Here is a 19,784-nt window from a genome sequence, read left to right on the forward strand (position 1 = left end):
GCGTTGGGCTGCGAAGCAGCCCCAAAACCCTCCACCTCGGAGTCTCTGAAAAACTACGGTGACCTGATTGGGGCTGCTGCGCAGCCCAACGCGGGTGCAAGCCCGCTCGCCACAAGGTGCCTGTGCAATAAGCGCGCTCATCCCAGCCCAATAGCTACCACGCTCCCCTGCTTTTACCCCTTAATCACCCCCATCAATAGTGCTACCCAGCGCGGCGCACTGCTCATATTATCCACATCATAAACCCCGTCTTTCGTGGAGTGCCCCCATGCCTGTCCAAGCCTTGTTCAAACCGTTCCAGCTCGGCGCACTGCAGCTGTCGACCCGCGTGGTCATGGCGCCGATGACCCGCTCGTTTTCCCCCGGTGGCGTGCCCAATTCCAAAGTGATCGAGTACTACCGTCGCCGTGCCGCGGCCGGCGTCGGCCTGATCATCACCGAGGGTACTGTGGTCGGCCACAAGGCTTCCAATGGCTATCCCAATGTCCCGCATTTCTATGGAGAAGCGGCACTCGCCGGCTGGAAGAAAGTGGTCGATGCCGTGCACGCCGAGGGCGGCAAGATCGTCCCGCAGCTGTGGCACGTGGGCAGCGTACGTCGCATCGGCACCGAGCCTGACGCCAGCGTGCCGGCGTACGGCCCGATGGAAAAACTCAAGGACGGCAACGTGGTCGTGCATGGCATGACCGTCGAGGACATCCAGGATGTCATTGCCGCCTTCGCCCAAGCCGCCAAGGATGCCCAGGGCATCGGCATGGACGGCGTGGAAATCCACGGCGCCCACGGTTACCTGGTCGACCAGTTCTTCTGGGAAGGCAGCAATCAGCGCACTGACGAATACGGTGGCAGCCTGGCCAACCGTTCGCGCTTTGCCATCGAGCTGATCCAGGCCACCCGCGCCGCCGTGGGCCCGGACTTCCCGATCATCTTCCGTTTCTCGCAGTGGAAGCAGCAGGACTACACCGCGCGCCTGGTGCAAACCCCCGAAGCATTGGGGGCGTTCCTCAAGCCTTTGTCCGACGCCGGCGTGGATATTTTCCACTGCTCTACCCGCCGTTTCTGGGAGCCGGAGTTCGAAGGTTCCGACCTTAACCTGGCCGGCTGGACGCGCAAGCTTACCGGCAAGCCAACCATCACCGTCGGCAGCGTCGGCCTGGATGGCGAGTTCCTGCAGTTCATGGTCAATACCGACAAGGTCGCGCAACCGGCGAGCCTGGAAAAGCTGCTGGAACGCCTGAACAACGACGAGTTCGACCTGGTGGCCGTCGGCCGTGCATTGCTGGTCGATCCGGATTGGGCGCTGAAAGTGCGCGAAGGTCGTGAAGGCGACATCCTGCCGTTCAGTCGTGAGGCGCTAACGACGCTGGTGTAAGCCATCAGGGGCAAGGGTGACCGGCGGATGTATCCGCCGGTCGTGTTTCAACTCACGGCGTCTAGATCGTCCGGCCAATCTTTTGTAGCGTGCTGGAAGTTCTGATTTTGCTTTTGGCTGATGTCCTCATAATTGATGCTCTGAGAGCCTTGCCCTTGCGATCCGTACTCAATGCTGGACGCTGCTGACTGTTGGGCTGGCTCGTCAGAGGGCGCAGCTTGATCGTTTTGAGGATAGTTCCAGGCTGCAGCCTGTGTATTGCCAATTGCGCCAACGCCCATTGGTATCTCCATGTGTTATTGATTTGATAGGGGGGGCTCGAAACCATCTCTCGGTTCCAAGACCTCTTTATGTGGGATGCAGGTGGGATAGGGTTCCAGGCCCGCGTGGTCTTTTTGGACGGGAGGAGGCAGGCAAGGCGTTGTGGTGGGCTAGGACGATGTCACGGCGGCCAGGTTCTGCGTCAGATCAGGCGTGAAGTCGCCGCTATCGACACGTCCTCACCACAGGCGCTGCGCAGTTGTCCTTCAAACTGCTCGATAATCGCCGGCCAGCCCTGGCGGCTCGCATGTTGGCGCGCATTCAGTCGGGCCCTGCGCAAGGTCTCGCGTTCTTCCAGCAGCCAGATCGCGGCATCGCAAAATGCATCCTCATCCCCAGGCATCGCCAGCACGCCGTTGTAGCCATGGCGAATATGCTGGGTGGCGGCCGCCTGGTCGTAGGCGACCACGCCGAGCCCGGAGGCCATGGCTTCCAGCACCACGTTGCCGAAGGTTTCGGTCAGGCTGGGGAACAGGAACAGATCCCCTGAGGCGTAATGCCGGGCCAACTCTTCGCCACGCTGGGTGCCGCAGAACACGGCGTCAGGGAGCTCCCGCTCGAGCAGCGCGCGTTGCGGACCGTCACCGACGATGACCAGCTTCAGGCGGCGCCACGGGTAGGTCGCCTGCACTGCATCAAAGCAGCGCTTGAGCAGGCCGAGGTTTTTCTCCTGGGCCAGGCGCCCGACGTGCAGCACTGCGATATCGTCGTTTTCCAGGCCCCAGCTTTCGCGCAGGGCACTGTCGCGCCTGGCCGGATGGAACAGCTGGCTGTCGACGCCGCGCGACAACATCCCCAGCCGCTCGAAATGCCGGCGCTCCAGTTCCAGGCGCTGGCTGGCGCTGGGGACCAGGGTCAGGGTCGAACGGTTGTGGAACCAGCGCAGGTAGTGAGTGACCATGCGGCTCAGCAGGCTCAAGCCGTACTGGTTCGAGTACTGCTGGAAATTGGTGTGAAAGCCGCTGACCACGCTGATCCCCAGGCGCCGCGCGGCACGCAATGCCGACAGTCCCAGCGGGCCTTCGGTGGCGATGTACAGCACGTCCGGGCGCTGGCGCGTCCAGCGGCGCAGCAATTTGTGCATCGACGACTGGCCCCATTGCAGCCCTGGATACCCCGGCAACGGCCAGCCGCGGCACAGCAGCAGGCCATCGTCGCTGGGACGGCTCTGGTCCGCGCCCTGGCGCGGGCGCACCAGTTCGACCTGATGGCCGCGCGCGCGCAAACCGTCGCACAGGCGGCCAAGGGTATTGGCCACCCCGTTGATCTCTGGCGGGAAGGTTTCGGTGATCAGGGTGATGTGGAGCGAGGCTGTCGTCATGATCCACAGTGTCGCCGTGGGCCATGTCGTCATTGTGTCATCCAGATGATGGATTTATGACTTGGCGATCTGCTGCGCCGCCATTGCCTCGGCGCCTTGCTCACGCACCCAGAACAACGTGGCGCCGGCCACCGCCGCCGGCATCATCAGCAGGTTGACCACCGGCACCAGCAGCACCAGGTAGACGATGCCGCCGAAGCTCATGCTCTGCCAGCGTTTCTGGCGCAGCCAGGCGAGCATTTCGTTCCAGCCCAGCTTGTGGTTGTCGGCCGGGTAGTCGATGTACTGGATCGCCATCATCCACACGCCGAACAGCAGCCACAGCGGCGCCGCGATCAGGTTGACCACCGGAATGAACGACAGGATAAACAGGCCGATGGCCCGTGGCAGGAAATAGCCCAGCTTGCGCATTTCCCGGGCCAGGGTACGTGGGACCATCGCCACCAGCTCGCCCCAACTGAACGGGGGGAAGTCATCGGTACCGCGCACCACCACTTCGACCTTCTCGGCCAGAAAGCCGTTGAACGGCGCGGCGATGATATTGGCGAGCATGGTGAAGGTGAAGAACACCATCAGCACCACCAGCACCACGAACAGCGGCCACAGGATATAGCTGAGGAAACTCAGCCAGCCGGGCAGCGTCGGCATCAGCGTGTCGACCCACAGGCTGAACTGATGGCCGGCAAAATAGATCAGGCCGACGAACAGCACCAGGTTGATCGCCAAGGGCAGCAGCACAAACAGGCGCAGGCCGGGGCTCAGGACCAGTTTGAGGCCTTCTCGCAGGTATTGCGGGCCGGAAAGAGCGGGGGCGGGCATGGAGAACTCCGAGCAGGATGACGAACGCGCCGACCTTACCGGCTTTGCATCGACGGCGAAAGCGTGGCCGGTGTGACGACATCAACGGTAACAAAGGCGTCGATTAATCGATCTGACTGCATAGAGACCCGCTATGAGCTGGATTGTTATTGCGTATTTCCTTAATCTTGCCCCCCTCGATACGCTGCACCCATTATTTTTCAGGGCCTGCGAGTTCAAGCCTTCCCCAAGTGCTTCGTGGTCCCTTTTTTATTCCAGCCGCCTTGTTGTCCGGGCGGTCGACAGGAGTGAGTCATGTCTGATACCCGTCATTCGCGAGTGATTATTCTCGGTTCCGGCCCTGCCGGTTACAGCGCTGCCGTCTACGCTGCCCGCGCCAACCTCAAGCCGCTGCTGATCACCGGCATGCAGGCGGGCGGTCAGTTGACCACCACCACCGAAGTCGACAACTGGCCGGGCGATGTCCACGGCCTGACCGGCCCGGTGCTCATGGAGCGGATGAAAGAGCACGCCGAGCGTTTTGAGACCGAGATCGTCTTCGATCACATCAACCAGGTCGATTTCTCGAAAAAGCCTTACAGCCTGACCGGCGACAGCGGCGTGTACACCTGTGACGCGCTGATCATCGCCACCGGTGCCAGCGCCCGTTACCTGGGCCTGCCGTCGGAAGAAGCGTTCATGGGCAAGGGCGTTTCCGCCTGCGCGACCTGCGACGGTTTCTTCTACCGCAACAAGCCGGTCGCCGTGGTCGGTGGTGGCAACACCGCCGTCGAAGAGGCGCTGTACCTGGCCAACATCGCCAGCACCGTGACCCTGGTTCACCGTCGCGAGACCTTCCGCGCCGAGAAGATCCTGATCGACAAGCTGCACGCCCGTGTCGCTGAAGGCAAGATCATCCTCAAGCTCAATGCCACCCTGGACGAAGTCCTCGGCGACAACATGGGCGTGACCGGTGCCCGCCTGAAAAACAACGACGGCAGCTTCGACGAGCTGAAAGTCGACGGCGTGTTCATCGCCATCGGCCACACCCCGAACACCTCGCTGTTCGAAGGCGTGCTGGAGGCCAAGGACGGTTACCTGGTCGTACAGGGCGGCCGTGAAGGCAACGCCACGGCGACCAACATCGAAGGCATCTTCGCCGCCGGTGACGTGGCTGACCACGTGTACCGCCAGGCCATCACCTCGGCTGGCGCCGGTTGCATGGCCGCCCTGGACGCCGAGCGTTACCTCGACGGCCTGCAGAACGCTTCGTTCTGAACCCGTTGAAATGAAAAAACCGGCTGCGAGGCCGGTTTTTTTATGCGCGGGATTTGACGATCCAGCGCTATCTCAACGTGGTAATCCAATCCCTGTGGGAGCTGGCTTGCCGGCGATAGCGGTGTGTCAGTCACCGACGTCATCGCAGGCAAGCCTGCTCCCAGATTAAATCGGGTTTGCAAATTGAATCAGCGGCGCGTCAATGGCTGCTGAGTGAACTTCACACCGGCCAATCCATGCTCGATCAGTGCACGAATGTTGCCGTGGTCACTGCCCTCTGGCGTGGCCAGTACCGAACGGTAGTGCTCACCAAACGCGAGTAACGCTTCCTGATCGCTCAAGCCTTCCAGCAGGGCCAGGCCCAGGGTCTTGCACGAGCCTTCGTTCTGGCCGGCGGCGTTTTCCACCGGGCCGTTGGTGAAGGCCTGTGGTTGGTAGTCGTAGCCAGCAGCCACAAAAGCCAGGGTATCGGCGAAGACGTGTTCGCCACTGTTGAGGCTGGCGCGCAGGGTGTTCAGGTCAGTCATGGGTTTTTCCTTTGGCGAACGCCGCCTGTTGGTCGGCGCTGGCTTCTTTCTGGTATTGGGCTTTCCACTCGGCGTACGGCATGCCGTACACCACTTCACGCGCGTCATCGAGGCTCAGCTCGATGTGGCGCTCATCGGCCTCGGCCTTGTACCACTTGGACAAGCAGTTGCGGCAGAAACCGGAGAGGTTCATCAGGTCGATGTTCTGCACATCCTTGCGGCTGTCCAGGTGCGCCACCAGCCGGCGGAAGGCGGCGGCTTCGAGTTCGAGGCGTTGTTGGTCGTTCATGACGGTCTCTTCGAGACAGCTTCAAGCGGGTAAGCTTCAAGCTGCAAGTGGGAATGAGGTTGGCTTTAACGTGTGGCTTGAAGCTTATCGCTCGAGGCTGGGCGGCTCGCCGCGAGCGTTATCGAAACCGACTCGGCAAAACGCAGCGCATGCGGCTTGTCGACTTCGACTTCGGCGTACAACACCGATTCGTTGCTCATCACCAGGTCCAGCAGCTCCTGGGTCAGGCGCTCCAGCAGGGCAAAACGATTGCCTTCGACGTGGGCGATGATCGCCTTGGTGATGGTGCGGTAATTCAGGGCATGGTCGATGTCGTTGTCGCGCACGGCTTCCTGGGCGGCATACAGGATGGTGAGGTTGATCAGCACGTCCTGCTTGTTGAGGATTTCGTCCTCGTTGATACCGATGAAAGTGCGCAGGCACAGGTCCTTGACCCGGATGCGCGCCATGCCTGGTTGAAGTTGTGGCATTGCTACTTGCTCCGTCCAATCAGTTGCAGGAACTCCATGCGCGTGGTGTTCGACTCGCGGAACGCGCCGAGCATCACCGAGGTGTTCATGGTTGAATTCTGTTTTTCCACACCGCGCATCATCATGCACATGTGCTTGGCCTCGATGACCACGGCCACGCCGGCGGCCTGGGTCACGTCCTGGATGGCGTCGGCGATCTGCCGCGTGAGGTTTTCCTGGATCTGCAGGCGCCGGGCGAACATGTCGACGATGCGCGCCAGCTTCGACAGGCCGAGCACCTTGCCGGTCGGAATGTAGGCCACGTGGGCCTTGCCGATAAAGGGCAGCAAGTGATGCTCGCACAGCGAGTACAACTCGATGTCCTTGAGGATCACCATCTCGTCGTTGTCGGAGGCGAACAGGGCGCCGTTGACGATTTCTTGCAGGTTCTGCTCGTAGCCATGACACAGGTACTGCATGGCTTTGGCGGCACGCTTGGGAGTGTCGAGCAAGCCTTCGCGTTCCGGGTCTTCGCCCAGGCCCTTGAGGATCTCGCGGTAGTGGTGGGGCAGGGATAAGGTCATACAACATCCTCACAAACGGCTTACTTGATATGCCGCCCGCCGTTGACGGTCAGGGTGGTACCGGTGACATAAGGGTTGTCCAGCAGGTAACGCAGGCTCTGGTAAATCACTTCGGGCCCGGGCTCGATGCCCAGCGCCGACTTGGCCAGGACCTTGGCGCGGTAAGCCGCGTCGTCGTGCTCGTTGAACATCACCATCGCCGGGGCGATGCCGTTGACCTTGATCAGCGGCGCGAACTGCGCGGCAAACGACAGCGTAAGGCTGTCGAGCCCGGCCTTGGTGGCGCAATAGGCGATGTGCTGGCGGCTGCCCTTGCGCACCACATCGTCGCTGATGTGCACGATGTCGGCGGGCGAAGAGCGTTGCAGCAAAGGTGAACAATGCAGGTTGATCAGGTACGGCGCAAGCATGTGCACGCTGAACATGTCGGTAAAGGCGCGGCTTTCGTCGCCGGGTGTTTCCGCGACCCAGGCCGAGGCGTTATGCACGATCGCACGCAGGCACTGGGTATGCGTGTTCAATTCATCGATGAACGCCAGGATCCCCGCTTCGCTGGAGAAGTCGGCAAACACGCCGATCGCACCGCGTTCGCGCAGGGCCTGCACGCCGGGACGTTCGCTGCGGTAGCTGAAAATCACCGCATGGCCTTCGTCCAGCAGGCGCTGGGCACAATGCAGGCCGACACGCTGGCCGGCGCCGGTGATCAGGATCGGGGCGGGGGTGGATGTCATGGGAGGCTCGAGTCGCTGGCAGAGTGAAACTATACCAGCGACCGGCCGCCCCTGTACTCACGCGGCGGCTTCAGTCGCCTTGCGCGGAGTGGGCGCAGGATGCAGCCAGTTGGCCAGCAGATGCGTGGACAACGGGATGAACCAGTAAACCATCAGTGGCGTCAGCGCCATAGTGCTCACCAGTACGCGCGGCGCCAGCTCCAGTTCGCTGAGCAACGGCCCGAGCACGAAGTTGAACAGCAGCGACACCGGGAAAAACGCCAGCCAGATCGCCACCGCCTGTTTCCAGCGCGGCGGTCGTGCGCCGACCGCACCGAACCAGCCATCGATACCGCTGACGCGATGTTCGGACGGGTCGGCAAACAGTTCGCTGCCACGGCTCAGCCAGGCACTGCGCGAGGCCGAAAACTCCCAGGCATGCAGGGTTTTCTCGTCGGCGAAGCGGAAAATAATCTGGAATTCGTCGTCATTGGGCGGCGGTGCGAGCACGCCGGAACCCAGGTAACCGGGGAAGTCGGTCGCCAATTGCTCGCCTTCGCGCAGCCAGGCCATCAATTCTTCATAGCGACCTTTGGCCACGCGGCGCGCAACCATCAGGGTGACGGGTGAGGTAGACATTGTGTATCTCCAAGTAATCAGGTGCGCTGGGCCGGGTAGGCGGCGCACAAACGTAGCGCCCGGGTAGGGCGGCTACGTAAAAACAGGCAAGGATTATTCCTGTTTCCGCGAAATACGCCAGATACTTTGGTCGGCTCGCGGCACAGCTTGAATCAGAGGCTTGAATCAGCGTTAAATGAGGTCCACATCGACACGGATGTTTTTCAACGCTGATGCCCGAAATTACTGCTCCTCACGCCGAAATGGCGCACGCCAGCGTCATCGATCCCGCTGATCTTTTTCCGATTCGCGAAGTCGCCCGGCTGACCGGCGTCAACCCGGTCACCCTGCGTGCCTGGGAACGTCGCTACGGTCTTATCCAGCCAACCCGCACTGAAAGCGGGCATCGGCTGTACTCAAGCACCGATATCGACACCGTGCACCGCATTCTCGACTGGATCGAGCGTGGCGTCGCCGTGAGCAAAGTGGGCAAGATCCTTGCCCGTGACACCCTGTGCAGCGAACACGCCACGCCTTCGCGCGTCGATACCGAACGCGAATGGAGCCAATGGCAGGTGCAGCTGCGCCTGGCCATCAGCGCCTTTGACGACCGCCAGCTCGACCGCCTGTACGGCCAGATTTTCGCAGCCTACCCTGTCGCGGTGGTGTTCCAGAGCATCATCATGCCGCTGTGGCAGCAATTGCTGCGGCATCAGGGGCACTTCGGCCAAGCCAGTGAGTGGCTGTTCTTCGACGCCTTCCTGCGCGCCCGTGTCGCGCAACGCCTGCACCTGGCCAGCGCCTCGGCAACGCCGCGGATCCTGCTGTCGGCGATTGTCGGTGAATGTCGGGAGCTGGAGCTGTTGGTGGCCGGAGCATTGATCGGCTCCGATGACCTGGCGGTAAAGGTGTTTGCCGTTGGCCAGCCGTTCGACGAGTTGACCCTGGTTTGCGAGAAGACCCGGCCGCAGGCGTTGGTGCTGTTTTCCAATCGCGCGCCCGGCGCCGATTTGCCGCTGCGGCTGCAGCGCCTGGCGCTGACCCTCGATTGCCCGTTGCTGCTTGCCGGTGACGCCTCGGACCTGGCCGAAGCCAGCCTGGCGGGCTCTTCCATCGGCTGCCTGGGCAATGAAGGGCGCTCGATGCAGCACCGCCTGCAGCAATTTCTGCGTGGCAGCCTGGACACCTGATCTCAGGCGTGGACTTCGGGGTGGATCAAGCGATGCTGGTGCAGGATGAACTGGCGCAGGCGCTCGGTTTCACTCACGTCGCTCTGGTCCAGGCGGTAGGCAAACAGGCCACGCGCGGTTTCGCGTTCCAGCGTGCCGCGCAGTGCGATTCGCTCATAACCCGAAGGGCTGAACCACAGGGAAAAGGTTTTCGGCGGCTTGATCCGCCCGCGGATCTCCACCAGCACGCCTTTGAATGACACTTCATGCACCCACAAGGCGCTCAGGTTGCCCCTGATGTTCTCCAGCGCCACCGGAGTTTCCAGGGCCAGGCGCCAAGGCCGGATCATCGGCCCGTCCTCGAAAATCGTCGGCACGCCCAGGCGCAGATGCAGCGCATGAAATTCGTCTTCCACCAGGTGCAGGGGGAAGGTGAGTTGCTGGTTGTCGAACTGCGCTTGAATGGTCAGTTGATCATGGGCGGCCAGGCGCGTGAGCAAGTCGCGAATCTGCGCGCCGCCGTTGACGGTCAGGCTCGACGATGCGTCCCGCAGGTTGAGCTGCGGGTTGTGTTGCATCATCTGAATAAAATCCAGCTCGTCCTGCGTCAGAAGTGTGTCGCGGTGCATGAGGCGTGCTCACGGGGAGGTATTAAAACGCCATTATCCTCTTAATGGCCGGTTTTTCTAAGTTTTGTTCGATCCGCTCGTCGCTTTGAGCGCCGCCAGCTCGGCCTTGACCTGGGCCAGCTCGGCTTCCAACTGGGAAACCCGCTGCTGCGCCTTGACCTGCACGGTGACGTCCTTTTGAACGCCGACAAAATAGGTCTGCTTGTCCGCCTGGTTGCGCACTGTGGACAACGACAGCTCGTTCCAGAAGTGGCTGCCATCCTTGCGGTAATTGCGCAGGGTTTCACGGCACGAACCGCCGCTCTCCAAGGCCTCGCGGATGGCCATCAGTGCCGGCTGGTCACGGTCGCCCGATTGCAGGAAGCGGCAATCCTGGTAGAGGATTTCATCGAGGGTGTAGCCGGTCATCCGTTCAAATGCCGGATTGACGTAGATCAGCGGCTTGTCCTTGCCTTCGCGTTCGGCGACGACGATGCCGTCGTTGGAAGCGTTGATCACCATTTGCATCAGGTGGGCGTTGATCATTGAGCGGTCCATGGCGTGTGGGGGGTGCTGGCAGTTTATGACAGGCGCCGAATGTTGCACGGTGTGCACCGAAATATTTGCCACAGCTGCTAATATCCCACGCTTTCGCTCAACTACAGGATCAGATTGATGAAAGTCGCCATCCTTTCCGGCTCGGTGTACGGCACGGCTGAAGAAGTCGCCCGCCACGCCGCAGGCATCCTCAACGCGGCCGGTTTTGACGCCTGGCACAATCCACGCGCGAGCTTGGCGGACGTGCAGGCGTTTGCCCCCGAGGCGTTCCTGGCGGTGACCTCGACCACCGGCATGGGTGAGTTGCCGGACAACCTGCAACCGTTGTATTCGACCATTCGCGACCAATTACCTGCTGCCTGGCGCGGGCTGCCCGGTGCGGTGATCGGCCTGGGCGACGCCAGCTACGGCGACACCTTCTGTGGCGGCGGTGAGCAAATGCGGGAGCTGTTCGCTGAGCTGGGCGTGCGCGAAGTGCTGCCGATGCTGCGCCTGGACGCCAGTGAAAGCGTGACCCCCGAAGCCGACGCCGAGCCGTGGCTGGCCGAGCTGGTCACAGCACTGCGCGCTTGACCGGAAACTCACGCAGCAGCGCCAGCCAGGCTTGTGCGGCTCTCGACAGATAGGCGCCTTCACGCCAGATAAAGGCAATGTCCCAGCGCAGGAAGTCGGGCGCCTTCAGTGTCAGGCGCACGACGCCCGGTCGCACCAGCCCACGGGCGACCACGCTGGGCAACAGCACCACGCCCTGGCCTGCCGCGACCAGCGCCGCAAGAAAGTCGGCCTGGCCGCTGCGCCCGATTTCCTTCGGGGTAAAGCCCAGCTGGTGACACGCCTGCATCAGCCGGTCGTTGAGGACGAAGCTGCGTTGGTACATCAGGAACGGCGTGTCGGCCAATTCCTCCAGGCGCACCTGGGCGTTGTCCGCTAGCGGGTGGTCAATCGGCAGCAGTGCATCCAGCGGCTCATCGCAGAAGGCTTGCCAGGCGAACGCCGGGTCGCTGGGCTTCAAGCTGCCGCCGACTTCCAGTTCACCGCTGAGAATCGCCTGCTCGATATTGCGGCTGCCGCCCTCCAGCAACTGGATGGTGACGTTCGGGTAGCGCCGCCGATACTCGGCAAACAGTCCGGCAAACAATGTATCCCCCGCCAGCAGTGGCAGGCCCAGGCGCAACTCGCCGCGGGTGAGCTGGTGCATATCGTCCAGCTCGCTCAGCAGTTCGGTCTGCAGGCGCAGCATGGCCTCGGCGCGTTGCAGCACCACCTGGCCGGCGGCGGTCAGGCGCACCTGCGAGCCGATGCGGTCGAGCAGCGGCGTACCGAGGCTTTGCTCCAGCTGCGCCACTTGCTTGCTGACGGCGGACTGACTGATGTGCAGGGTTTTCCCGGCCTGGGTAAACCCGCCACGGTGGATCACTTCGACAAAGCTGCGCAGCTGTTTGAATTCCATGGGGGTGCATCCCGCTCGCTATTCCAGGGTGGAATAGCTGGCAGTCTAACAATTCGCTGTGGGGATGGAAGGCGGCTCTCTAAAATGGGCGTACTGCGAGGATCCAAAGCCCATGAAACGTTTCACCTTCAAACACCTTGGCCGTTTGTTGACCGAACTGGTTGTGTTGTTGGCTATCTACCTGCTCGGCACTCAACTGGCGGTGTGGCTGGCCTGGCCGATCCCCGGTGGCGTGGTGGGGCTCGGGCTGTTGCTGGCGACCTTCGCCAGTGGCCTGGTCAAGCCGGCAGCCCTGCAACTGGGCGCCGGGGTGTTGATGGCGGAAATGCTGCTGTTCTTCATTCCGGCGCTGATGAGCCTGCTCGATTACGGCGGTTTGCTGCGCAACGACGGCTGGCGCATCCTGCTGGTGATCGGCTTCAGCACGCTGGCGGTGATGCTGGTGACGGCCTTTACGGTGGAAGCCGTGTGCCGCTGGAGGCTGCGCCATGAAGCTTGAGCTGATGCCGGTGTTCTGGCTCGCGCTGACCCTTGGCGCATATGTGTTCAGCCGCTGGATCTATCGGCGTACCGGTCGCTACCTGTTGTCGCCGCTGATCCTGGTCCCGGTGCTGTTGCTGGCGGTGGCCGTGCCGATGAAGACCGCCTACGCCGAATACGCCGCCGACACCCACTGGCTGATGCTGGTGCTGGGCCCGGTGACCGTGGCGTTCGCCGTGCCGATCTGGCAACAGCGGCGCTTGCTGGCGCGGCACTGGTCGGCGTTGCTGCTGGGCATGGTGGCGGGCAGCGCGGCCTCCATCGGCACCTCGTTCGGGTTGGCCAAGGCGCTGGCGCTGGACAGCTCGGTGACGATGTCGCTGGTGCCGCGCTCGATCACGACGCCGTTTGCCATGCCGGTGTCTTCCGACCTGGGCGGCGTACCGGAGCTTACCGCCGTGTTTGTGATGTTCACTGGTGTCTTCGGCGCAATGCTCGGCGGCGTGCTGCTCAAGTGGCTGCCGCTGCGCACGCCGCTGGCGCGTGGTGCGTTGTTTGGCGTGGGCGCCCACGGCGCCGGCGTGAGCCGCGCCCATGAAGTGGGCGGTGAAGAAGGCTCGGTGGCGGGCCTGGTGATGGTGTTGACGGGCTTGCTCAACCTGTTCGCCGTGCCTTTGTTGGCGGCACTTCTCTGACGCGACACGGGCTACTTTCAACTATTCTGCGTAGTGACTCGCTCGGTCATCAAGCTGGCTGCGAAGGCAACTACGCCTGCCATGAGGTCTGACTAGACTGGCCCTTCACCCAAAAAAACAATAAGAAAGCGCGCCAAGGAGGTCATTGCCGTGAGCCTAGCCCCCGTTCTATCGCCACAGAATGTCAAAGACCAGGTCAGTGCTGCCGAATGGCAAGCGCGTGTCGACCTGGCCGCCTGCTATCGCCTGGTGGCGCTGCATGGCTGGGATGACCTGATCTTCACCCATATCTCGGCCAAGGTGCCGGGCACCGATGATTTCCTGATCAACCCGTACGGGCTGATGTTCCACGAGATCACGGCGTCGAGCCTGGTCAAGGTCGACCAGGCCGGCAACAAGCTGATGGACAGCCCCTACGAGATCAACCCGGCGGGCTACACGATCCACAGTGCCATCCATGAAGTTCGCCACGATGTCACCTGCGTGCTGCACACCCATACCGCCGCCGGTGTAGCGGTGGCCGCGCAGAAACAGGGCGTGCTGCCGATCAGCCAGCAATCGATCTTCGTGCTGTCGAGCCTGGCCTATCACGCTTACGAAGGCGTGGCGCTGAACCACGAAGAGAAGGCCCGCCTGCAGGCCGACCTTGGCGACAACAATTTCCTGATGCTGCACAACCACGGCCTGCTGACCTGCGGCAGTACCATCGCCGACACTTTCCTGATGATGTTCACCTTCCAGCGCGCCTGCGATATCCAGGTGCTGGCGCAAAACGGTGGCGCCGAGTTGATCCCTATCGGGCCGCAGATTCTCGCCGGTGCCAAGGCGATGGTGGCTGCTGTCACCAAGAGTGCACAAGGTATGGGGGGCGCGCTGGCCTGGCCGGCGCTGCTGCGTAAGTTGGATGCTCAAGACCCTGGATATAAAAGCTGATGCCACTCGCCGAGATCCCGCTGAGAGCCTGGCGCAAGCGCGGGCAGGAATTCGTCTTTCGTGGCCGCACCATCCGTTACTGGGTGGCGGGGCAGGGCGAGCCGCTGCTGCTGATCCATGGCTTCCCCACCGCCAGTTGGGACTGGCATTACCTGTGGCAACCGCTGGCCCAGCGCAACCTGGTGATCGCCTGCGACATGCTCGGCTTCGGCGACTCGGCCAAGCCTTTGAACCATACCTATTGCCTGCTCGAGCAGGCTGACGTGCAACAGGCCTTGCTCGAACACCTGCGGGTGGAGCAGCCGGTTCACGTGCTGGCCCACGACTACGGGGACAGCGTGGCCCAGGAACTCCTGGCACGGCACTATGAAGGTCGGTTTCACATGGCCAGCTGCGTGTTCCTCAACGGTGGGCTGTTCCCCGAAACCCATCGTCCGGCGCTGGTGCAAAAACTCTTGCTCAGCCCCCTGGGCTGGATGATCGGCCGCGCCTTCGGGCGCAACGCCTTGTCCGACAGTTTCAGCCAGATCTTCGGCCCCGACACGCGCCCCAGTGAAAGCGCCCTGGATGATTTCTGGAGCCTGATCAACTGCAACGACGGCACGCGCATCCTGCACAAACTGATTGCCTACATCCCCCAGCGCCGACGCCTGCGTGAGCGTTGGGTGGATGCCATGCAGCGCGGCGAAGTGCCGCTGCGTGTGATCGATGGCGAGGTAGACCCGATCTCCGGCGCGCACATGGTCGAGCGCTACCACCAATTGGTGCCCCACGCCGACACCGTGCTGCTGGCCAATATCGGCCACTACCCGCAGATCGAGGCGCCCGTGCAGGTGCTCAAGCATTACCAGGCGTTTCGGGACCAGGTTGGGCATCCGGTGTTGGAACTGGCTTGCCTGCGCTAGCGGTATTCGCCCAGAACCCGCAATCATCCCGCTGCCTTATCGAGCACCATTCAGCCCTGGCCGTATTTATTGTGACCAGGCGCGCCTTGCCGGACACTCGACCCATTCCCATTGTCGCCTTTGGAGTTCGGTATGAGTGAGTCAGTGCAGTTCCAGGATAAGGTCGTGATCGTCACCGGCGCCGGCGGCGGATTGGGCCGCGCCCATGCGCTGCTGTTCGCCCGGCACGGCGCCAAGGTGTTGGTCAACGATCTCGGGGGGTCGACCCAGGGCGAGGGCGCCAATGCCTCCGCTGCCGATCGCGTGGTCGCCGAAATCCGCGCCGCCGGTGGTGTCGCCGAGGCCAACCATGACTCTGTCACCGAAGGTGACAAGATCGTACAGAACGCCCTCGACGCCTTTGGCCGCATCGATGTGGTGGTCAACAACGCCGGCATCCTGCGTGACAAAACCTTCCATAAAATGGACGACAGCGACTGGGACCTGGTTTACCGGGTGCATGTCGAAGGCGCCTACAAAGTCACCCGCGCCGCCTGGCCGCACCTGCGTGAGCAAGGCTATGGCCGGGTGATCTTCACTGCGTCCACCTCGGGCATCTACGGCAACTTCGGCCAGTCCAACTACGGCATGGCCAAGCTCGGGCTGTATGGCCTCACCCGTACCCTGGCCCTGGAAGGGCGCAAGAACAATATCCTGGTCAATGCCATCGCACCCACCGGTGGCACGCGCATGACTGAAGGCCTGATCCCGCCGCAGGTGTTCGAGCGCCTCAAGCCTGAATTGGTCAGCCCACTGGTGGTGTACCTGGGCAGCGAGGCGTGCCAGGAAACCTCGGGGCTGTTTGAAGTGGGCGGCGGCTGGATCGGCAAAACCCGCTGGGAGCGCAGCCTGGGTGTGGGCTTTGATCCAGAAGCCGGGTTTTCGCCGGACGATGTGGCGGCGCATTGGGCGCAGATCTGCGACTTCGAAGGTGCGGCCCATCCCAAGGACAATATAGAGGCCTTGAAGGAGATGATGGCGAATTTGCAGAAGTACAGCCTCTGATCGTTGCCTGAAAAAGATTGAATCCCACGGGGCGCTGATGGCGCCCCGTTTTATTTCGGGCAAAAAAAAGCCGCTGCAAACGCAGCGGCTGAAGTCAGACGTTGGATCAAGGAGCGACAAATCAACGTCAGTGAACACTGGTAACGGATTGAAAACAGGCATCAATCCATTTAAAGCTGGCTGTTCTTCCTGTCGGGGAAGCGGGCCGTTTGCCCTGAAAGCCCGGTAAGAATAGTCGCTTGTTACAAAATGAGTAATGCCGGTTCATGACAAGGACTGTTACCGAAGCGGCAATAATCAGTGCCCATGCCATCCATGCGCCTGATAAGCCGCCATCCACCGCGATCATGGCCCGGCCAGGACCCCGGCCAGAGCGCCTCGTCATCCTTTCGAGCGACAACACGAATCCCTCCTTGGTGCGCTTATCGCTCCTGACAGGCGGCAGTAGGGTGGGGCCTTCTGTCACTCACCGGGGAAGACGCATGACAAGAACAACAATGCGCGCCATCTTCAGGCCACAGGCGCTGGCCGCTGCGGTTGCGTTGGGGTGCTGTGCCCAGGCACAGGCTGTTTCTTTCAACATTGGCGAGATCGAAGGGCAATTCGATTCCTCGCTGTCGGTCGGCGCGAGCTGGGGCATGCGCGATGCCGACAAGAAGCTGGTAGGCGTGGCCAACGGCGGTACGGGCCAGGCGTCGACCGGGGATGACGGGCGGCTGAACTTCAAGAAGGGCGAGACCTTCTCGAAAATCTTCAAGGGCATCCACGACCTCGAACTCAAATACGGTGACAGCGGCGTGTTCGTGCGTGGCAAGTACTGGTACGACTTCGAACTGCAGGACGAAGACCGCGAATTCAAGCAGATCAGCAATCACCATCGCGACGAGGGCGCGCGCTCTTCCGGCTACGAATTGCTCGATGCCTTCGTCTATCACAACTATTCCATCGCCGACCTGCCGGGCAACGTGCGGGTAGGCAAGCAGGTGGTCAGCTGGGGCGAGAGCACCTTTATCGGCAACTCCATCAACAGCATCAACCCGATCGACGTTTCCGCCTTCCGCCGCCCCGGCGCGGAGATCAAGGAAGGCTTGATCCCGGTGAACATGCTCTTCGCCTCGCAGAGCCTGACCAACCAGCTGACGGTGGAAGGGTTCTACCAGTTGAACTGGGAAAACACCGTGGTGGATAACTGCGGCACGTTCTTTGGCAACGATGTGGTCGCGCACGGGTGCAACAATAACTACACCGTGGGCAGCGCGGCGGCGGCGGGCTTTCAGCCGGCGGCCAATCTGGTCGGGCAGGGTTTTGAAGTCACCCGGGAAGGGATCGTGGTGCAGCGCGGCAAGGACCGTGAAGCCCGCGACGGCGGCCAGTTTGGTGCAGCGTTGCGCTGGCTGGGGGACGACACCGAGTACGCGTTGTACTTCATGAACTACCACAGCCGTACGCCCACCGTGGGCACCACCAGCGCCGGGCAGGCCACGCTCAATGGCTTGGGCGCCTTGCTGCCCGGCACGCCGGCAGCCCTGCGTCCGTCACTGGTTTCCGCGCTGATGCTCGGTCGCGGCCAGTACTACCTCGATTACCCGGAAGACATTCGCCTGTACGGCGCCAGCTTCTCCACCACCCTTCCCACCGGCACGGCCTGGAGCGGCGAGATCAGCTACCGGCCCAATGCGCCGGTGCAGTTGAACACCACCGACCTGACCCTGGCGCTGGTCAACCCGGCCGTGCCGGGTACCTCGGTTATCAGCTCTTCGGCCGGCGCCGACAACAAAGGTTATCGCCGCAAGCAAGTCACCCAGGCGCAGACCACCTTCACGCAGTTTTTCGACCAGGTCATGGGCGCCGACCGCCTGACCCTGGTGGGCGAGGCGGGCGTCACCTACGTGGCGGGCCTGGAGTCCAAGAGCAAACTGCGTTACGGGCGTGATTCGGTCTATGGCGTCTACGGCTACCAGGGCGATACCGATGGGTTTGTGACAGCGACCTCGTGGGGCTACCGCGCCCGGGCGATCCTCGACTACAGCAACGTGTTCGCCGGGGTCAACCTCAAGCCCAACCTGTCCTGGTCCCATGACGTGAAGGGCTACGGCCCCAATGGCCTGTTCAACGAAGGCGCCAAGGCGGTGAGCATCGGCGTCGATGCCGACTACCGCAACACCTACACCGCCAGCCTCAGCTACACCGACTTTTTCGGCGGCCATTACAACACCCTGACCGACCGCGACTTCCTCGCCTTCAGCGTCGGCGCGAACTTCTGATCTCGGCTTGAAAAGGATGCTTTTATGCGCAAGATGATTCTGCAATGCGGCGTGTTGGCCCTCAGCCTGCTGGCCGCCAACGTGATGGCGGCGGTGTCGCCGGAAGAGGCGGCGAAGCTTGGTACCACCCTGACCCCGGTCGGTGCCGAAAAGGCCGGGAATGCCGATGGCTCGATCCCGGCCTGGACCGGCGGCATCCCGAAAAACGCCGGCGCGGTGGACAGCAAGGGCTTTCTCGCCGACCCGTTTGCCAGTGAAAAACCCCTGTTCGTGATCACCGCCGCCACCGTCGACAAGTACAAGGACAAGCTCTCCGACGGCCAGGTCGCGATGTTCAAGCGCTACCCCGACACCTACAAGATCCCGGTGTACCCGAGCCACCGCACGGTCAACCTGCCGCCGGAGATCTACGAGTCGATCAAGCGCAGCGCGTTGAACGTGCATGCGATCAACGACGGCAACGGCCTGGAAGGTTTTACCGGCAACCGCTACTACGCGTTCCCGATTCCCAAGAATGGCGTGGAGGTGCTGTGGAACCACATCACTCGCTACCACGGCGGCAACCTGCGCCGCATCATCACCCAGGCTACCCCGCAGACCAACGGCAGCTACACGCCGATCCGCTTCGAGGAAGAAGTGGCGGTGCCGCAACTGATCCCGGACATGGACCCGGCCAAGGGCGCCAACGTGCTGACCTTCTTCAAGCAGTCGGTCACGGCGCCGGCGCGCCTGGCGGGTAACGTGCTGCTGGTGCATGAAACCCTCGACCAGGTGAAGGAGCCGCGCCTGGCCTGGATCTACAACGCCGGCCAGCGCCGAGTGCGTCGCGCGCCGCAAGTGGCCTACGACGGGCCGGGCACTGCCGCCGACGGTTTGCGCACCTCCGACAACTTCGACATGTTCTCCGGCGCGCCCGACCGCTACGACTGGAAACTGGTGGGCAAGAAGGAGATGTACATCCCCTACAACAGCTACAAGCTCGATTCGCCGTCACTCAAGTACGACGACATCATCAAGGCCGGGCACATCAACCAGGACCTGACCCGCTATGAGCTGCACCGCGTGTGGGAAGTGGTCGGCACCGTCAAGCCGAGCGAGCGGCACATCTATGCCAAGCGCCACATGTACATCGATGAAGACAGCTGGCAGGTGGCGCTGGTGGATCACTACGACGGGCGCGGCCAGCTGTGGCGTGTCGCGGAAGGCCATGCGCAGTTCTACTACAACCACCAGACCCCGGCCTACACCGTGGAAACCCTCTACGACATCATTGCCGGGCGCTACATCGCCCTGGGCATGAAGAACGAGGAGAAGAGCAGCTTCGTGTTCGGCTTCGATGCCAAGGCGGCGGATTACACACCAGCGGCGTTGCGCGCCTCAGGCGTGCGCTGACCGACACCTTCATCTGCAG

The 19,784-nt window shown here is 62.3% G+C and carries 23 protein-coding genes; 11 read left to right on the forward strand and 12 right to left on the reverse strand.

Annotation, left to right across the window (positions count from 1 at the left end; all coding sequences use genetic code 11):
- Positions 1–268 precede the first annotated feature (268 nt).
- Complete coding sequence (locus QMX97_RS24760; protein ID WP_120449884.1) at positions 269–1,372, forward strand: NADH:flavin oxidoreductase; 1,104 nt, start codon at positions 269–271, stop codon at positions 1,370–1,372.
- A gap of 47 nt (positions 1,373–1,419) precedes the next feature.
- On the opposite strand, the gene QMX97_RS24765 is transcribed toward QMX97_RS24760, so the two are convergent.
- From QMX97_RS24765 to cysZ, 3 genes are all read right to left on the reverse strand, one after another.
- A complete protein-coding gene (locus QMX97_RS24765; RefSeq protein ID WP_106802645.1) occupies positions 1,420–1,653 on the reverse strand; it encodes a hypothetical protein in 234 nt (77 codons plus the stop codon).
- A gap of 182 nt (positions 1,654–1,835) precedes the next feature.
- A complete protein-coding gene (locus QMX97_RS24770; protein ID WP_065908478.1) occupies positions 1,836–3,014 on the reverse strand; it encodes a glycosyltransferase family 1 protein in 1,179 nt (392 codons plus the stop codon).
- 54 nt (positions 3,015–3,068) lie between these two features.
- A complete protein-coding gene (gene cysZ, locus QMX97_RS24775; RefSeq protein WP_065908480.1) occupies positions 3,069–3,833 on the reverse strand; it encodes a sulfate transporter CysZ in 765 nt (254 codons plus the stop codon).
- Positions 3,834–4,127: 294 nt separating this feature from the next.
- Here cysZ and trxB point away from each other — a divergent pair, with 294 nt between their 5' ends.
- On the forward strand, positions 4,128–5,090 hold the full coding sequence (trxB, locus tag QMX97_RS24780; protein ID WP_016976180.1) for a thioredoxin-disulfide reductase: 963 nt from the start codon (positions 4,128–4,130) through the stop codon (positions 5,088–5,090).
- A 188-nt stretch (positions 5,091–5,278) separates the two neighbouring features.
- Here trxB and QMX97_RS24785 read toward each other — a convergent pair whose 3' ends face one another.
- The 6 genes from QMX97_RS24785 to QMX97_RS24810 all read right to left on the reverse strand — a co-directional run bounded on the left by QMX97_RS24785 (position 5,279) and on the right by QMX97_RS24810 (position 8,288).
- Positions 5,279–5,617, reverse strand: a complete 339-nt coding sequence (locus QMX97_RS24785; protein ID WP_120449880.1) for a HopJ type III effector protein — start codon at positions 5,615–5,617, stop codon at positions 5,279–5,281.
- A complete protein-coding gene (locus QMX97_RS24790) occupies positions 5,610–5,906 on the reverse strand; it encodes a DUF1244 domain-containing protein (RefSeq protein WP_065908484.1) in 297 nt (98 codons plus the stop codon). Before QMX97_RS24790 ends, QMX97_RS24785 begins: the two co-directional genes overlap by 8 nt.
- A 65-nt stretch (positions 5,907–5,971) precedes the next feature.
- Entirely contained in the window at positions 5,972–6,376 is a 405-nt protein-coding gene (folX, locus tag QMX97_RS24795; RefSeq protein WP_065908486.1) for a dihydroneopterin triphosphate 2'-epimerase, read from the reverse strand.
- Between the two features lie 2 nt (positions 6,377–6,378).
- Complete coding sequence (gene folE, locus QMX97_RS24800) at positions 6,379–6,939, reverse strand: GTP cyclohydrolase I FolE (protein WP_065908489.1); 561 nt, start codon at positions 6,937–6,939, stop codon at positions 6,379–6,381.
- 20 nt (positions 6,940–6,959) lie between these two features.
- Positions 6,960–7,670, reverse strand: coding sequence for a dihydromonapterin reductase (folM, locus tag QMX97_RS24805; RefSeq protein ID WP_106802647.1), 711 nt, complete (start codon positions 7,668–7,670; stop codon positions 6,960–6,962).
- 57 nt (positions 7,671–7,727) lie between these two features.
- A complete protein-coding gene (locus QMX97_RS24810; RefSeq protein ID WP_065908493.1) occupies positions 7,728–8,288 on the reverse strand; it encodes an antibiotic biosynthesis monooxygenase in 561 nt (186 codons plus the stop codon).
- 212 nt (positions 8,289–8,500) lie between these two features.
- Between QMX97_RS24810 and QMX97_RS24815 the strand changes: the two genes are divergently transcribed.
- Positions 8,501–9,457: a MerR family transcriptional regulator gene (locus QMX97_RS24815; RefSeq protein WP_065908494.1), complete on the forward strand. Its 957-nt coding sequence runs from the start codon at positions 8,501–8,503 to the stop codon at positions 9,455–9,457.
- Positions 9,458–9,459: 2 nt separating this feature from the next.
- Here QMX97_RS24815 and QMX97_RS24820 read toward each other — a convergent pair whose 3' ends face one another.
- Positions 9,460–10,065, reverse strand: a complete 606-nt coding sequence (locus QMX97_RS24820; RefSeq protein ID WP_065908496.1) for a hypothetical protein — start codon at positions 10,063–10,065, stop codon at positions 9,460–9,462.
- Positions 10,066–10,122: 57 nt separating this feature from the next.
- The gene (locus tag QMX97_RS24825; protein WP_065908498.1) at positions 10,123–10,590 is read right to left on the reverse strand and encodes a PAS domain-containing protein; all 468 of its coding nucleotides are present in this window, start codon (positions 10,588–10,590) and stop codon (positions 10,123–10,125) included.
- Between the two features lie 129 nt (positions 10,591–10,719).
- On the opposite strand from QMX97_RS24825, the gene QMX97_RS24830 reads away from it, so the two are divergent.
- Positions 10,720–11,175, forward strand: coding sequence for a flavodoxin (locus QMX97_RS24830; RefSeq protein ID WP_065908500.1), 456 nt, complete (start codon positions 10,720–10,722; stop codon positions 11,173–11,175).
- Here the strand turns inward: QMX97_RS24830 and QMX97_RS24835 are convergent.
- Positions 11,156–12,052: a LysR substrate-binding domain-containing protein gene (locus QMX97_RS24835; protein ID WP_201145859.1), complete on the reverse strand. Its 897-nt coding sequence runs from the start codon at positions 12,050–12,052 to the stop codon at positions 11,156–11,158. The two genes, QMX97_RS24830 and QMX97_RS24835, sit on opposite strands and share 20 nt — an antisense overlap.
- 112 nt (positions 12,053–12,164) lie before the next feature.
- Between QMX97_RS24835 and QMX97_RS24840 the strand changes: the two genes are divergently transcribed.
- From QMX97_RS24840 to QMX97_RS24870, 7 genes are all read left to right on the forward strand, one after another.
- The gene (locus QMX97_RS24840; RefSeq protein ID WP_065908504.1) at positions 12,165–12,551 is read left to right on the forward strand and encodes a CidA/LrgA family protein; all 387 of its coding nucleotides are present in this window, start codon (positions 12,165–12,167) and stop codon (positions 12,549–12,551) included.
- Positions 12,541–13,227, forward strand: coding sequence for an LrgB family protein (locus QMX97_RS24845; RefSeq protein ID WP_201145858.1), 687 nt, complete (start codon positions 12,541–12,543; stop codon positions 13,225–13,227). Before QMX97_RS24840 ends, QMX97_RS24845 begins: the two co-directional genes overlap by 11 nt.
- A gap of 150 nt (positions 13,228–13,377) precedes the next feature.
- The gene (locus QMX97_RS24850) at positions 13,378–14,160 is read left to right on the forward strand and encodes a class II aldolase/adducin family protein (RefSeq protein WP_262132449.1); all 783 of its coding nucleotides are present in this window, start codon (positions 13,378–13,380) and stop codon (positions 14,158–14,160) included.
- Positions 14,160–15,065 carry an alpha/beta fold hydrolase gene (locus QMX97_RS24855; RefSeq protein WP_065908510.1) on the forward strand — a complete coding sequence of 302 codons (906 nt, stop codon included), beginning with the start codon at positions 14,160–14,162 and terminating at the stop codon, positions 15,063–15,065. The genes QMX97_RS24850 and QMX97_RS24855 overlap by 1 nt, the downstream gene beginning before the upstream one ends.
- 132 nt (positions 15,066–15,197) lie before the next feature.
- On the forward strand, positions 15,198–16,109 hold the full coding sequence (locus QMX97_RS24860; RefSeq protein WP_282397778.1) for an SDR family oxidoreductase: 912 nt from the start codon (positions 15,198–15,200) through the stop codon (positions 16,107–16,109).
- A 497-nt stretch (positions 16,110–16,606) separates the two neighbouring features.
- A complete protein-coding gene (locus tag QMX97_RS24865) occupies positions 16,607–18,373 on the forward strand; it encodes a DUF1302 domain-containing protein (protein WP_065908514.1) in 1,767 nt (588 codons plus the stop codon).
- Between the two features lie 24 nt (positions 18,374–18,397).
- A complete protein-coding gene (locus QMX97_RS24870; RefSeq protein ID WP_065908516.1) occupies positions 18,398–19,765 on the forward strand; it encodes a DUF1329 domain-containing protein in 1,368 nt (455 codons plus the stop codon).
- Positions 19,766–19,784 lie beyond the last annotated feature (19 nt).

It is taken from the genome of Pseudomonas sp. PS01298 (assembly GCF_029959745.1).
Classification (GTDB): Bacteria; Pseudomonadota; Gammaproteobacteria; order Pseudomonadales; family Pseudomonadaceae; genus Aquipseudomonas; species Aquipseudomonas aylmerensis.

Excerpts from the sequence above, each read along its gene's own strand:
- QMX97_RS24760 (WP_120449884.1), top strand. The coding sequence starts at position 269 with ATGCCTGTCCAAGCCTTGTTCAAACCGTTCCAGCTCGGCGCACTGCAG.
- QMX97_RS24765 (WP_106802645.1), bottom strand. The coding sequence starts at position 1,653 with ATGGGCGTTGGCGCAATTGGCAATACACAGGCTGCAGCCTGGAACTAT.
- QMX97_RS24770 (WP_065908478.1), bottom strand. The coding sequence starts at position 3,014 with ATGACGACAGCCTCGCTCCACATCACCCTGATCACCGAAACCTTCCCG.
- cysZ (WP_065908480.1), bottom strand. The coding sequence starts at position 3,833 with ATGCCCGCCCCCGCTCTTTCCGGCCCGCAATACCTGCGAGAAGGCCTC.
- trxB (WP_016976180.1), top strand. The coding sequence starts at position 4,128 with ATGTCTGATACCCGTCATTCGCGAGTGATTATTCTCGGTTCCGGCCCT.
- QMX97_RS24785 (WP_120449880.1), bottom strand. The coding sequence starts at position 5,617 with ATGACTGACCTGAACACCCTGCGCGCCAGCCTCAACAGTGGCGAACAC.
- QMX97_RS24790 (WP_065908484.1), bottom strand. The coding sequence starts at position 5,906 with ATGAACGACCAACAACGCCTCGAACTCGAAGCCGCCGCCTTCCGCCGG.
- folX (WP_065908486.1), bottom strand. The coding sequence starts at position 6,376 with ATGCCACAACTTCAACCAGGCATGGCGCGCATCCGGGTCAAGGACCTG.
- folE (WP_065908489.1), bottom strand. The coding sequence starts at position 6,939 with ATGACCTTATCCCTGCCCCACCACTACCGCGAGATCCTCAAGGGCCTG.
- folM (WP_106802647.1), bottom strand. The coding sequence starts at position 7,670 with ATGACATCCACCCCCGCCCCGATCCTGATCACCGGCGCCGGCCAGCGT.
- QMX97_RS24810 (WP_065908493.1), bottom strand. The coding sequence starts at position 8,288 with ATGTCTACCTCACCCGTCACCCTGATGGTTGCGCGCCGCGTGGCCAAA.
- QMX97_RS24815 (WP_065908494.1), top strand. The coding sequence starts at position 8,501 with ATGCCCGAAATTACTGCTCCTCACGCCGAAATGGCGCACGCCAGCGTC.
- QMX97_RS24820 (WP_065908496.1), bottom strand. The coding sequence starts at position 10,065 with ATGCACCGCGACACACTTCTGACGCAGGACGAGCTGGATTTTATTCAG.
- QMX97_RS24825 (WP_065908498.1), bottom strand. The coding sequence starts at position 10,590 with ATGATCAACGCCCACCTGATGCAAATGGTGATCAACGCTTCCAACGAC.
- QMX97_RS24830 (WP_065908500.1), top strand. The coding sequence starts at position 10,720 with ATGAAAGTCGCCATCCTTTCCGGCTCGGTGTACGGCACGGCTGAAGAA.
- QMX97_RS24835 (WP_201145859.1), bottom strand. The coding sequence starts at position 12,052 with ATGGAATTCAAACAGCTGCGCAGCTTTGTCGAAGTGATCCACCGTGGC.
- QMX97_RS24840 (WP_065908504.1), top strand. The coding sequence starts at position 12,165 with ATGAAACGTTTCACCTTCAAACACCTTGGCCGTTTGTTGACCGAACTG.
- QMX97_RS24845 (WP_201145858.1), top strand. The coding sequence starts at position 12,541 with ATGAAGCTTGAGCTGATGCCGGTGTTCTGGCTCGCGCTGACCCTTGGC.
- QMX97_RS24855 (WP_065908510.1), top strand. The coding sequence starts at position 14,160 with ATGCCACTCGCCGAGATCCCGCTGAGAGCCTGGCGCAAGCGCGGGCAG.
- QMX97_RS24860 (WP_282397778.1), top strand. The coding sequence starts at position 15,198 with ATGAGTGAGTCAGTGCAGTTCCAGGATAAGGTCGTGATCGTCACCGGC.
- QMX97_RS24865 (WP_065908514.1), top strand. The coding sequence starts at position 16,607 with ATGCGCGCCATCTTCAGGCCACAGGCGCTGGCCGCTGCGGTTGCGTTG.
- QMX97_RS24870 (WP_065908516.1), top strand. The coding sequence starts at position 18,398 with ATGCGCAAGATGATTCTGCAATGCGGCGTGTTGGCCCTCAGCCTGCTG.